This is a genomic window from Micromonospora sp. NPDC007220 (assembly GCF_040634035.1).
Taxonomy (GTDB): domain Bacteria; phylum Actinomycetota; class Actinomycetes; order Mycobacteriales; family Micromonosporaceae; genus Micromonospora; species Micromonospora reichwaldensis.
In genome coordinates, this window is record NZ_JBEYEU010000001.1 from 959,104 (window position 1) to 971,900 (window position 12,797).

11 protein-coding genes are annotated in these 12,797 nt (G+C 73.6%); 7 read left to right on the forward strand and 4 right to left on the reverse strand.

Annotated elements, in window-relative coordinates; translation table 11 throughout:
- Positions 1-1,428 carry a UDP-glucose/GDP-mannose dehydrogenase family protein gene (locus ABZ573_RS04620; RefSeq protein WP_151457237.1) on the reverse strand — a complete coding sequence of 476 codons (1,428 nt, stop codon included), beginning with the start codon at positions 1,426-1,428 and terminating at the stop codon, positions 1-3.
- 250 nt (positions 1,429-1,678) lie between these two features.
- Here ABZ573_RS04620 and ABZ573_RS04625 point away from each other — a divergent pair, with 250 nt between their 5' ends.
- Positions 1,679-2,842 carry an acyl-CoA dehydrogenase family protein gene (locus ABZ573_RS04625; protein WP_132233510.1) on the forward strand — a complete coding sequence of 388 codons (1,164 nt, stop codon included), beginning with the start codon at positions 1,679-1,681 and terminating at the stop codon, positions 2,840-2,842.
- A gap of 76 nt (positions 2,843-2,918) precedes the next feature.
- Here ABZ573_RS04625 and ABZ573_RS04630 read toward each other — a convergent pair whose 3' ends face one another.
- Positions 2,919-3,581, reverse strand: a complete 663-nt coding sequence (locus tag ABZ573_RS04630; RefSeq protein WP_151457236.1) for a hypothetical protein — start codon at positions 3,579-3,581, stop codon at positions 2,919-2,921.
- 23 nt (positions 3,582-3,604) lie between these two features.
- Here ABZ573_RS04630 and ABZ573_RS04635 point away from each other — a divergent pair, with 23 nt between their 5' ends.
- Both ABZ573_RS04635 and ABZ573_RS04640 read left to right on the forward strand, forming a co-directional pair.
- Complete coding sequence (locus ABZ573_RS04635) at positions 3,605-4,123, forward strand: acyl-CoA thioesterase (protein WP_132233514.1); 519 nt, start codon at positions 3,605-3,607, stop codon at positions 4,121-4,123.
- A gap of 209 nt (positions 4,124-4,332) precedes the next feature.
- On the forward strand, positions 4,333-6,351 hold the full coding sequence (locus ABZ573_RS04640; RefSeq protein WP_327030524.1) for an acetoacetate--CoA ligase: 2,019 nt from the start codon (positions 4,333-4,335) through the stop codon (positions 6,349-6,351).
- 313 nt (positions 6,352-6,664) lie between these two features.
- Here ABZ573_RS04640 and ABZ573_RS04645 read toward each other — a convergent pair whose 3' ends face one another.
- Positions 6,665-7,354: a TIGR03089 family protein gene (locus tag ABZ573_RS04645; RefSeq protein WP_327030525.1), complete on the reverse strand. Its 690-nt coding sequence runs from the start codon at positions 7,352-7,354 to the stop codon at positions 6,665-6,667.
- 150 nt (positions 7,355-7,504) lie between these two features.
- On the opposite strand from ABZ573_RS04645, the gene ABZ573_RS04650 reads away from it, so the two are divergent.
- Together ABZ573_RS04650 and ABZ573_RS04655 are read left to right on the forward strand one after the other, a co-directional pair.
- Positions 7,505-8,650, forward strand: a complete 1,146-nt coding sequence (locus ABZ573_RS04650) for a glycosyltransferase family 1 protein (RefSeq protein WP_151456826.1) — start codon at positions 7,505-7,507, stop codon at positions 8,648-8,650.
- A 61-nt stretch (positions 8,651-8,711) separates the two neighbouring features.
- Positions 8,712-9,803, forward strand: a complete 1,092-nt coding sequence (locus ABZ573_RS04655; protein WP_151456825.1) for a sugar phosphate nucleotidyltransferase — start codon at positions 8,712-8,714, stop codon at positions 9,801-9,803.
- Here ABZ573_RS04655 and ABZ573_RS04660 read toward each other — a convergent pair.
- On the reverse strand, positions 9,772-10,431 hold the full coding sequence (locus tag ABZ573_RS04660; RefSeq protein ID WP_358115561.1) for an NUDIX domain-containing protein: 660 nt from the start codon (positions 10,429-10,431) through the stop codon (positions 9,772-9,774). The two genes, ABZ573_RS04655 and ABZ573_RS04660, sit on opposite strands and share 32 nt — an antisense overlap.
- A gap of 39 nt (positions 10,432-10,470) precedes the next feature.
- Between ABZ573_RS04660 and ABZ573_RS04665 the strand changes: the two genes are divergently transcribed.
- A complete protein-coding gene (locus ABZ573_RS04665) occupies positions 10,471-11,505 on the forward strand; it encodes a hypothetical protein (RefSeq protein ID WP_358115564.1) in 1,035 nt (344 codons plus the stop codon).
- Positions 11,506-11,786: 281 nt separating this feature from the next.
- On the forward strand, positions 11,787-12,791 hold the full coding sequence (locus ABZ573_RS04670; protein WP_327030527.1) for a winged helix-turn-helix domain-containing protein: 1,005 nt from the start codon (positions 11,787-11,789) through the stop codon (positions 12,789-12,791).
- Positions 12,792-12,797: the final 6 nt, after the last annotated feature.

The window sequence follows — 12,797 nt, forward strand, 5'->3', positions numbered from 1 at the left end:
TCAGGGGCGGCCCATGCCGCGGTACTCCCAGCCGGCCTGCGTCCACAGTGCCGAATCCAGGCAGTTGCGGCCGTCGACCACCTTGCGTCCGGCGGCCAGCTCGCCGAGGGCCACCGGGTCGGCGTTGCGGAAGTCGGCCCACTCGGTGAGTACGCAGACCAGGTCAGCCCCGGTCACGGCCTCGTTGATGCCGGGCTCGTAGACCAGCTCGGGCGCCACGGCGCGCGCCCGCTCCATGCCCTGCGGGTCGTAGACGTGTACGTCGGCGCCCGCCTTGCGCAGCAGCGAGGCGACGGAGAGCGCCGGCGCGTCGCGTACGTCGTCGGTGTTGGGCTTGAAGGTCGCGCCGAGCACGGCCACGCGCGTGCCGGAGAGATCCGGTCCGGCGGGCCCGGAGCGGCGGCCGAGCAGCTCGGCGGCGAGCTGGACCACCCGGGTCCGGCGGCGCAGGTTGATCAGGTCGACCTCGTGCAGGAAGCGCAGCGCCTCCCCGGCGCCCAGCTCCTGGGCGCGGGCCTGGAACGCGCGGATGTCCTTGGGCAGGCAGGCGCCGCCGAAGCCGAGCCCGGCCTGGAGGAACCGGTTGCCGATGCGCGGGTCGAAGCCGATGGCCCGGGCGAGGTGGGTGACGTCGCCGCCCGAGGCCTCGCAGACCTCGGCCATCGCGTTGATGAAGGAGATCTTGGTGGCGAGGAAGGCGTTCGCGGCGACCTTGACCAGCTCGGCGGTGGCGAAGTCGGTGACCACCAGGGGCACCTCGCGGTCCTCGGTGGCAGCCAGGTCGAAGACGCCCTTGTGGGCGGCGTAGAGCATGCCGTTGGCCCACTCGCTCTTGACGCCGACGACGATCCGGTTGGGCCGCAGCACGTCGTCGACGGCGAAGCCCTCCTGGAGGAACTCGGGGCTCCACGCCACCTCGACGCCCAGGTCGGCGGGGCTGTGCTTGCTGACCAGCTGCTCCACCCACTCGGCGGTGCCGACCGGCACTGTCGACTTGCCGACGATCAGCGCCTTGCGGGTCAGGTGCTGGGCCAGGCTGGTGACCGACGCCTCGACGTACGACAGGTCGGCGCCCATCCCGTCGGCGCGCTGCGGCGTGCCGACGCAGATGAAGTGCACGTCACCGAAGTCGGCCACCTCGGAGATGTCCGTGCTGAACCGCAGCCGCCCGGCCGCCAGGTTGCGCTTGAGCAGCTCGTCGAGCCCGGGCTCGTGGATCGGCACCTCGCCGGCGTTGAGCATGGCGATCTTGTCGGCGTCGACGTCGAAGCCGAGGACCTCGTAGCCGAGTTCCGCGTAGCAGATGGCGTAGGTCGCGCCGAGATAGCCGGTGCCCAGGAAGGTCACCCGCGGTCGCTGCGCGCCGGAGGGGGGCGTCACCGCGGCGATGGCGGGCATCGGCTGGGTGTTGGGGTACGGGATCGTCACGCCTGTCTTCTCCGCTCGCGCTGGCGTCGCGTCGTCGCGTCGCGTTCTGCTGCGGCGCCTGGGCGGGCACCGGAGGGACTCTAACGTCTGCCTGTTCCATCGTCGCCGGGCGGCGTCGGCGCTCCGCCACGTCCAAGGCTACGCGGCGGTAACATGACCCCGAACCGGGTCGCTATCCTTCAGTCTGCGCCGTCGGCGGTCAGGAGACGCTACAGACTGCGCATGATAGCGGTGAAGGGGAGGGGCCGACATGGCCGCAGAGCAGTCGTTCGACGTCTACCGGTTGCCCGAGGAGCACGAGGCGATCCGGGAGGCGGTCCGTGAGGTCTGTGCGGCCAAGGTGGCGCCGCACGCCGCCGAGGCGGACGAGACCGGCGAGTTCCCGAAGGCGTCGTACGACGCGCTGCGGGCCGCCGACTTCCACGCACCGCACGTCCCCGTCGAGTACGGCGGTGCGGGCGCGGACGCCCTGGCCACGGCCATCGTGATCGAGGAGGTGGCGCGGGCCTGCGCCTCGTCCTCGCTGATCCCGGCGGTCAACAAGCTCGGCACCATGCCGCTGCTGCTGGCCGGTTCCGAGGAGCTCAAGCGGCGCTACCTGACCCCGGTGGCGGCGGGCGAGGCGATGTTCTCGTACTGCCTCTCCGAGCCGGAGGCCGGCAGCGACGCGGCGTCGATGACCACCCGCGCGGTGCGTGACGGCGATCACTGGGTGCTCAACGGCGTGAAGCGCTGGATCACCAACGCCGGGGTGTCGGAGTTCTACACCGTCTTCGCGGTGACGGACCCGTCGGCCCGGTCCCGGGGCATCTCCGCCTTCGTGGTCGAGAAGTCCGATGCCGGGGTCAGCTTCGGCGCCCCGGAGAAGAAGCTCGGCGTCAAGGGCTCGCCGACCCGCGAGGTCTACCTGGACAACGTCCGGATCCCCGCGGACCGCATGATCGGTGCCGAGGGCACCGGCTTCGGCACCGCCATGAAGACCCTGGACCACACCCGGGTCACCATCGCCGCGCAGGCCATCGGCATCGCCCAGGGCGCGCTCGACTACGCCAAGGGGTACGTCCAGGAGCGCAAGCAGTTCGGCAAGGCGGTCGCCGAGTTCCAGGGCGTGCAGTTCATGCTCGCCGACATGGGCATGAAGCTGGAGGCGGCCCGGCAGTTGACGTACGCAGCGGCCGGCAAGTCCGAGCGGGGCGACGCCGACCTGACCTACTTCGGCGCGGCGGCCAAGTGCTTCGCCTCGGACGCGGCCATGGAGATCACCACCGACGCCGTGCAGCTGCTCGGCGGCTACGGCTACACCCGGGACTACCCGGTCGAGCGGATGATGCGGGACGCCAAGATCACGCAGATCTACGAGGGCACCAACCAGGTGCAGCGCATCGTGATGGCCCGCCAGCTCCTGAAGGGCTGAGCCGGTCGGCGGGCGGGCCGGTCGTCCGGCCCGCCCGCATCCTCACCCGGCTCCCGGCGCGCGTGCGGCCGGGGCGTCACCGGATCTCGGTCGTCGTGTCCTCTTCCGGCCGGTTGCCGGTGCGCGGCGGCGCCGACCACGGCGACCCCCCGCCGGTGCGGCGCGGCAGCGGCTCCGTCGGCGTCGGGTCCGGGTAGCCGAGGCTCGGCGGGGCGGTGTCCCGGTCCGTCGGCTCGGCCGGCGGCCAGTCGGTCAGCGTGAAGTCGTTGCGCTCCGGCCCCTCGGCGGGCGCCGGCGTCGGCTCGACCGCCGGTCGGGGCCAGCGCCGCCAGCGCTGCCCGCTGAAGGTGGCCACGACCAGCAGCAGGCCGATCAGGAAGAGCGTGCCGTTCTCCACGGGCAGGTGCAGCGGCAGGGGGTCGCCGAAGACCTTCCAGCCGTCCGGGATGCGGTCCCGCACCTCGAAGGGCGCGACGAACATCGCCACGTACGGGGTGGCGAGCAGCAGCCCGGCCACGAGCGGGCCGAGCGGTGACGTGCGCAGCGTGCCGAGCAGGCCGAGCAGGACCCCGCCGAGGGCGAGGTAGACGGCGGGCTCGATGAGATTGGCCGAGTTCGACGTGCCGATCTCGACCCAACGGTCGACGGTGCCCGCCGACCCGTCCTGCCCGAGGGTGACCAGCACCCACGTGACGGGCGCCACCACCAACCCCGCGAGGAAGCTCCAGAGATGTCGCATCCGCGCACCGTACCGTTTTCGACATGACCGAGCACCCCTCCACCGCGCCGGCCGGCAAGCCGACCTCCTACTCCCGGGTCACCCTGAGCCGGATCATGACCGCGGTCGACGTCAACCTGTACGGCACCGTGCACGGCGGGGTGCTGATGAAGTTCATCGACGACGTGGCGGGGGCCGCCGCGGCCCGGCACAGCGGCGGCACTGCGGTCACCGCGGCCATCGACGAGATCGTCTTCACCGAGGCCGTCCGGGTCGGTGACCTGCTGCACGCGCACGCCCAGGTGAACTGGACGGGGCAGACCTCGATGGAGGTCGGCGTCCGGGTGGTGGCCGAGCGGTGGGACTCGGCCGAGGACGAGCCGGTGCGGGTGGCCACGGCGTACCTCGTCTTCGTGGGCGTCGACCTCGGCGGCGCGCCGCGGGCGGTCCGGCCGGTGCTGCCGGAGGGCCCGGAGGACGAGCGCCGGTTCCGGGAGGCGGAGATCCGCCGCGCCCACCGGCTGGCCCGCCGTCGCGCCATCCAGGCCCACCGCGCCGGCTGACCGGGTGCAAGGAAGGGCCCCTTCCTCTCTACTGAGAGCGTCAGGAAGGCGCCCTTCCTGACGCGGCACACACAGCAGGGCGGTAGGGCATGTGGGTTCGGCACGTGCGCCGACGGAGGTCGGGTGCGGAGAATGGCGCTCTGAGGTAGGGCAAGATGGCGCCACGGCCCATTTCACAGTGTCGTGCGGGGCCAGGGGAGGGTGGAGCAGTGGGTGACGTGCTGTGGACGCCGCCGGCGGACGTACGCGAGCGGTCCCGGATCGGAAGCTACCTGCGCTGGCTGCGTGAGCACCGGGGGCTGGACTTCGCCGACTACGACGAGCTGTGGCGCTGGTCGGTCACGGACCTGGACGCGTTCTGGCGGTCGGTCTGGGACCACTTCGAGGTGGTCGCGCACACCCCGCCGACCGCCACGCTGAGCGGCCGGGAGATGCCCGGGACCAGATGGTTCCCCGGCGCCACCCTCAACTACGCCGAGAACGTGCTGCGGATGCCGGGCCTGGCCGACGACGACCCGGTGGTCATCGCGCACGGCCAGACCCGGGCGCCGGTCACCCTCACCGCCGCCGAACTGCGCGAGCAGGTCCGCCGGGTGGCCGCCGGGCTGCGCCGGCTCGGCGTCACCGCCGGCGACCGGGTCGCCGCCTACGCGCCCAACATCCCCGAGACGTACGTGCTGCTGCTCGCCACCAGCAGCCTGGGCGCGATCTTCTCCTCCTGCGCGCCGGAGTTCGGCACCCGCAGCGTCACCGACCGGTGGCAGCAGATCGAGCCGAAGATCCTCGTCGCGGTGGACGGCTACCGCTACGGCGACAAGCCGGTCGACCGGCGCGGCGAGGTGGCCGCGATCCGGGCCGCCCTGCCGTCGGTGAAGCACACCGTCGGCATCGCCTACCTCGACCCGGCCGGGGATCCGGCCACCGCGCCGTCCGGCGACGCTCCGGACCGGCCGGCGGGCGCGTTCGAGGGAGCGCTGGCCTGGTCGGAGCTGGCCGCCGACACCGACGAGCCGCTGACCTTCACGCCGGTCCCCTTCGACCACCCGCTCTACGTGCTCTACTCCTCCGGCACCACGGGGCTGCCGAAGCCGATCGTGCACGGCCACGGCGGCATCCTGCTGGAGCACCTGAAGATGCTCGCCCTGCACCACGACCTGGGCCCGGCGGACCGGTTCTTCTGGTTCACCACCACCGGCTGGATGATGTGGAACTTCCTGGTCTCCGGGCCGGCGGTGGGCGCGGCGATCGTGCTCTTCGACGGCAACCCGGGCCACCCCGACCTGGGCGCCCTGTGGCGGCTGGCCGGGGAGACCGGCACCACGTACCTCGGCACGTCCGCGCCGTTCCTGCTGGCCTGCCGCAAGGCCGGGCTGGTGCCGAAGGAGACCGCCGACCTCTCCGCGCTGCGTGGGGTCGGCTCGACCGGCGCGCCGCTGCCCGCCGAGGGCTTCACCTGGGTGTACGAGACGGTCGGCGACGACCTCCAACTCCAGTCGCTCTCGGGCGGCACGGACGTCTGCACGGGCTTCGTCGGCGGCGTGCCGCTGCTGGCGGTGCACGCCGGTGAGATCACCTGCCGGGCGCTCGGCGCCAAGGTGGAGGCCCGTTCGGCCGACGGCACGCCGGTCGTCGGTGAGCTGGGCGAGCTGGTGATCACCGAGCCCATGCCGAGCATGCCGGTCGGCTTCTGGAACGACGCGGACGGCACCCGCTACCGGGAGGCGTACTTCGACCTGTACCCGGGCGTCTGGCGGCACGGCGACTGGATCACCATCAACGACCGGGGCGGCTGCGTGATCACGGGCCGTTCCGACGCCACCCTCAACCGGGGCGGCGTGCGGCTCGGCACCGCCGAGTTCTATTCGGTGGTCGAGGGGCTCGACGAGGTCGTCGACTCGGTGGTCGTGCACCTGGAGGACGACGAGGGCGGCGCCGGTGAGCTGCTGCTGTTCGTGGTGCTCGCCGAGGGCCTGGAGCTGGACGACGCGATGCGGAAGAAGATCTGCCGCGAGCTGCGTACGGCGCTGTCGCCCCGGCACGTCCCGGACGAGATCCACCAGGTACGGGCCGTGCCGCGCACCCTGTCGGCGAAGAAGCTGGAGGTGCCGGTGAAGAAGATCCTCACGGGCACCCCGGTGGACTCGGCGGCGGCCAGGGGCGCCCTGGCCAACCCGGAGTCCCTCACGGCCTTCGCCACCCTCGCCCAGACCCGCACCCCCCGCCCCTGACCCGCACTCCATCCCGCTCCCGCCCCGGCTGCGCGTTCGCCGCCCCGGCCGCGCGTTCGCCGCCCCGGCCGCGCGTTCGCCGCCCCGGCCGCGCGTGGCCGCCCGGGCCCGTGCGTCGCTGCCCCTGGCCGTGCGTGGTTGCGCCGGGGGGCGTCGATCATGCAGTTGTGGTGCCCCGCGAAAGGGGCGTAACGACGTCTTCCGTCCACCACAACTCCATGATCGACGCCGAGGTGGGGCGGGGCGGCCGAGGTGGGGCGGGGCGGCCGAGGTGGGGTGGGGCGGGCTGGGTGTGGGTGGGAGGGGTGGAGCGTCAGGGGAGAGGGCGGGTCACCCGTTCCGTGGTGGTGCGGGTGGGGAGGGTGGACGGGTCGAGGTTGGCGCAGAGGACCGTGGTGGCGGTGGCGGTCAGCGGGGCGAGCAGCCAGTCGACCGGATCGGGATACCTCCCCGTGTCGATCAGGACCCGGTCGCCGGACGCGATGCCCAGTTCCGTGGCGCGGGCGGTCGCGCGGCCCAGCAGCGCCGCCTCGCCCGGGCCGCCGGGGGCGTACGGGCTGAAGTGGTCGCCGTGGGCGCGTACCTCCGACACGTAGTCGGCGAAGCCGGGCGGCACCTGGCGCATCGGCAGGGCGAACGGGTCGAGGGCGAGGACGTACCGCTCGCCCGCCGACCAGGCGTCCGCCTCGGCCACCCGGGTCGCGGCGGTGAAGAGCACGTCCACGTCGCCCGGCGTGTCGGCGACGGTCAGCCCCGCCGACCAGCAGCCGAGCAGCACCGCGGCGGTCTGCCAGTGCGGGGGCAGCAACACCCCGGCGACGTCGCCGGGGCCCACGGCCACCTCGTCGACGAGCAGGTTGGCCGTCTTGGCCACCCAGTTCGCCAGCGTGGCTCCGGAGAGTTCGGTCCGTTCGCCTGTGGCGTCGTCGTACCAGGTCAGCAGCGGTCGGGTCGGGTCGGTCGCGATCGCGTCGGCGAAGACCCGGGCAATGTTGTCGGCCATCGGCGCGAACGATACGCGCCCGGCGGCCGTACTCGATGACAGCGAGAAGTCGGCGTACCGTCGGGTCGCAGTCAGCGTCCGCGCCGGGCTCCGGCGTAGGCTTGCCGGAGTGTTGTTCCCCACAGTTCCGTCAGTTCAAGGAGTCGCCCCGTGACCGCCGGCCGCCCGCCCCGCGTGCTCATCGACGCCACGAGTGTCCCCGTCGACCGTGGTGGTGTCGGTCGATACGTCGACGGCCTGCTCGGGGCCCTCGGCAAGGTGTGCGGATCGGGGGTGGACTTGGCCGTCGTCTGCCTGCGTACCGACCTGGAGCGCTACACCCGGATGCTGCCCGGTGCGGAGATCGTCCCGGCCCCGGCGGCCGTCGCGCACCGCCCCGCCCGGCTCGCCTGGGAGCAGACCGGCCTGCCGCTGCTCGCCCAGCAGGTGGGCGCGCAGGTGCTGCACTCGCCCTTCTACACCTGCCCGCTGCGCGCCGGCTGCCCCGTCACGGTGACCGTGCACGACGCGACGTTCTTCACCGAGCCGGAGCACTACGACAAGTCGCGGCGCACCTTCTTCCGCAGCGCGATCAAGACGTCGCTGCGCCGCGCCAACCGGGTGATCGTGCCGAGCAAGGCCACCCGGGACGAGCTGATCCGGCTGCTCGACGCGGACCCCACCCGGATCGACGTGGCCTACCACGGCGTCGACCACGCTGCCTTCCACGCGCCCGGCGACGAGGAGAAGGCCCGGGTCCGGGCCCGGCTGGGGCTCGGCGGCACCAACTACGTGGCCTTCCTCGGGGCCAAGGAGCCGCGCAAGAACGTGCCGAACCTGATCCGCGGCTGGGCCCGTGCGGTGGCCGACCGGGCGGATCCGCCGGCCCTGGTGATCGCCGGGGGCCAGGGGCACGACGACGACATCGACCGTGCGGTGGCGGAGGTCCCGTCGCACCTGCGGCTGCTCCGTCCCGGCTATCTCCGCTACGCGGACCTGCCCGGCTTCCTCGGCGGGGCGCTGGTGGCCGCCTACCCGTCCTACGGGGAGGGTTTCGGCCTGCCGATCCTGGAGGCGATGGCGTGCGCCGCCCCGGTGCTCACCACGCCCCGGCTGTCGCTGCCGGAGGTGGGCGGCGACGCGGTCGCGTACACCAGCGAGGCGCCCGACCAGATCGCCACGGACCTGGCCGCGTTGCTCGACGACGAGCAGCGGCGGTTGTCCCTGGCCAAGGCCGGGTTCGACCGGGCCAAGGAGTTCACCTGGGAGTCCAGCGCCGAGGTGCACATCGCCGCCTGGAGCCGGGCCCGGGCCTGACCGCCGTGGCCGGCGGCGCGAGAATGCGTCCCCGGTCAGGCGAATCGGGCATGATGTGCGGGTGATCTACGCCGTGATCCCGGCGGGTGGCAGTGGCACGAGATTGTGGCCACTGTCCCGCGCCGGCCATCCCAAGTTCCTCCACCCGCTGACCGGCTCCGCCGCCTCGCTGCTCCAGGCGACGGTGGACCGGCTGGGTCCGCTGACCACCGCCGAACGCACCCTGGTGGTCACCGGGACCGCGCACGTGACGGCGGTGGCGCGCCAGCTCGCCGGGCTGCCGGAGGAGAACATCCTGGTCGAGCCCTCGCCCCGGGACTCGTGCGCGGCGATCGCCCTGGCCGCCGCGGTCATCGCGCGGCGCGACCCGGAGGCGGTGATGGGCTCCTTCGCCGCCGACCACCTGATCGGTGACCCGGAGCGCTGGCGGGAGGTCGTCCGGGAGGCGGTACGCGGCGCCGAGCAGGGCCTGCTGATGACGGTCGGCATCACCCCGACCCGGGCCGAGACCGGCTACGGCTACCTCCAGACCGGCGACCCGGTCGACGGTGGCCCGCTGCGGCCGGTGGCCGAGTTCAAGGAGAAGCCGAGCGCCGAGGTCGCCGAGGCGTACCTGCGCTCTGGGCGGCACCTCTGGAACGCCAGCATGTTCGTGTGGCGGGTCGACGTGTTCCTCGCCGAGCTGGCTCGCCAGCAGCCCGCCCTGCACGCCGGGATCGTCGCGATCGCCGAGGCGTGGGGCACCGAGGAGCAGGACGACGTGCTCGGCACGGTCTGGCCGACGCTGCCGAAGATCTCCGTCGACTACGCGGTGATGGAGGGCGCGGCGACCGCCGGCCGGGTGGCGACCGTGCCGGGCGACTTCGGCTGGAACGACGTCGGTGACTTCCACACCCTGGGCGAGGTACTGCCCGCCGACGCGGACGGCAACGTGGTGCTCGGCGCCGACGCCAAGCCGGGGGTGCTGCTGCGGGACAGCGCCGGACTGGTGGTGGTGCCCCACTCCGGGCGGCTGGTGGCCGCCGTCGGCGTGCGCGACCTGGTCATCGTCGACACCCCGGACGCGCTGCTGGTCTGCCCCCGCGACCGGGCGCAGGACGTGAAGAAGGTCGTCGACGAGCTCAAGGAACGGGGCGAAGAGGGGCTCGTCTGAGCGTCGCCAGGGCCGGGGCGACCAGGTGCGCCGTCCCGCCGGCCAGCGGCTCCGGCAGCCGGTCCGGCGGGAACCAGCCCAGCGCCTCGGACTCCTCGCTGACCCGCTCCACGGCCCCGGGCGGGGCGAGCACGGCGAAGCGCACGTCGTAATGCAGCGAGCCGCCCTGGCAGCTCACCGGGTGGATGTCGACGTCGATCGGGACGGGGTCGATCAGCAGGCCGGCGATGCCGGACTCCTCGCCGGCCTCGCGCAGGGCGGCGGCGGCGAGGGTCCGGTCGGCCGGCTCGCAGTGGCCGCCGAGTTGCACCCACCGCCGGAACTTGCCGTGCAGGCAGAGCAGCACCCGCGACCCGGTGGCGTCGAGCACCAGCGCGCTCGCCGTGACGTGCCCGGGCCGGTGCGCCCGGCTCATCGCCACCGGCCCGGCGGCCAGCAGCGCGACCGTCCGGTCGCGGGCCTCGGCGGCGGCCGGGCCGGTCGGCTCCCACCGGCTCAGCGTCGCGACGGCGTCGGCGTGCAGCGCCGCGTACACCTCGGCGTGCCGCGCCTCGTCCGTCTCGGCGGGCGCGGCCGCGTGCGGCTCCGCGTTCGTCGGTCGGGAGGCGGCGGTGGGGAAGTCGGCCATGTCGACACTGTACGAGCCGACGCTTCGTACCCTGGCCCGGTGACCCTGCGACTGTTGGAGTTCGTCGTGGCCGGCAACGAGGCCAGCGACCTGCTGCCGGTGCGCTCCGTGCCGCTGCTGCGGGCGCACGGTGCCCGGCGGGGCTTCTGGACCGTGCTCGACGAGGGGCCGGTGGAGCACTGCCTGGCCCTGCTGCTGGAGCTGGACGACGGCCGCTGGGTCGCCCACCACGTGGCCGCCGACGCCGGGGCCGAGAACGGCCGCACGGAGGACGGCGAGGCGCTCGCCCACCACGACGGCTGGGTGTACGTCTTCGGGTCCCACTTCGGTTCGAAAGCGGGACCGCTGCGCCCGCGACGCGCCTTCGTGGCCCGGTTCCGCGAGGACGACGCGGCGGCGGGCACCCTGCCGGTGCAGGTGGTGCGCAACCGGTTCCGGCTGCACCGGGCGGTCAACGACGCCCTGCTCGCGGCGGCTTTCACCCCGCTGCCGCCGGGCGAGCGGGTGCGGGCCCGGTTCATCGGGGAGACCGTCGCCCGGGGCACCGCCCGGTCGAAGGGCTGGGTCAGCCGGCTCGTCCCCGACGACCTGCCGCTGAACGTGGAGGCGGCGGCCTTCACGCCGGCCGGCGGGGTCCTGCTCGGACTGCGGTTCCCGGTCACCGCCGACGGTGAGCCGATCCTGGTCGAGCTGACCGGTGTGCCGGAGATGTTCGACCCGGCGCCGAGCTGGCCGCGGGCGGCGGGGGCGTACGTCCTGACGGGGGTGACGCCGCCCGGCGCGCTGGCCGGCTTCCGGGCGATCACGCCCACGGAGGACGGCGGCTACGCGGCGATCGTCGGGTCGATCGACGCGCTGGGCAAGGGCTCGGTGCTGCTCGACGACCATCCGACCGGCGGCGAGGTCACCTCCCGGCACGTGCGGTTTCCCGCGCCCGGCGACAAGCACCTGGTCCCCGGTGAGCTGGTGGCCGACCTGGCGCCGTTCCACCACGTGGAGGGGGTGGCCGAGTGGGACGGGCAGAGCTTCTACGTCACCGACGAGGACCATCGGGTGGCGCTCTGGGTCGCCTGAGCTGTGGTGGACCGGCGGCCGGACGACACCTCCGCGGAACACGGCCGCAGACCCTCGTGGTGCCGCCCGGTCGCCGGTCTCTCCCCGTCCCCCGGGTGCCCGTTTCCAGGCGCGTCGGGTGACGTGCCCGCCCCCGTGTACGGGCAGTGAGAGCATGCCGAACGGCCCCCGGAGGCGTCGAGGTTTTTCAGTCCACGCTTAAAGACGGAGATAAGTGCCGGCCAGGTACAGTGCAAACGGTTGCCAGGCATCCCCTCTGCCGGGCGACGCGGGAGCCGTCCATGCTGAAGATCTACTTTTCCGCCGAGGACATCCTCCGGACCCGGGTGGCTCCGGCGGCGGATCCGGTGTGGGAGCTGGTTCTCAGCCTGCACCTGCTGCCCGGCCGTGGCCGGGATCCGCTGCTGGCGGGCTGGCGGCGTAGCGTCACGCGAGGGCTGCGCGAGGTCAGCGACTCGGCGGGACTGCGCCTCCTGCTGACGCTCAACCCGCCCCGCGGCTACTTTCCCGACTTCCTCACCCCGTACGAGAGCGTTTCGGGGTTCGACGCCGGCATGGAGGCGGTCCGCAGCACCCCCACGGCCCTGCTGCAACGCGACCTGGCGCTGCTCGCCGCCAACAGTGCCCTGCCCGTCGGCGCCGGGGCGCTGGCCCGGGGGGAGCCGGACATCCTGCGCGGTCTGACCGGCGCGATGGAGCGCTACCGGGGCCTGGCGATCGACCCGTACTGGACCCGGATCCAGGCCGCGGTGGAGGCCGACCGGTCGCGGCGGGCCCGCGCCCTGCTCGACGGCGGGGTGGAGGGGCTGCTGGCCAGCATGCGGCCCGCCATGCGCTGGGAGGCCGGCATGCTGGAGATCCGCGACTACCCGCACAGCCGGGAGCTGCACCTGGGCGGGCGCGGCCTGCTGCTGGTGCCGTCGTTCTTCTGCGCGGCCACGCCGGTCGCCCTGCTCGATCCGGCGCTGCCCCCGGTCCTCGTCTATCCGGTGGACCGGCTCGGCGGCCTGCTGCCGGCCCCCGGCGAGGGCGGCGGCCCCGGTGCGTCGGATCCGGGTCGGGAGGCGCTGGCCGCGCTGCTCGGCCGGACCCGGGCCGCAGTGCTGGCGGCCAGCGACGACGGCTGCACCACCGGCGAGGTGGCCCGCCGGCTCAACATCTCGGCCGCCGCCGCGAGCCAGCACACCACCGTGCTGCGCAACGCCGGCCTCCTGGTCAGCCAGCGCGACCGCAACACCGTCCTGCACACTCTGACCCCGTTGGGGCGGGCGATGCTCAACTCCTGAGCGCGC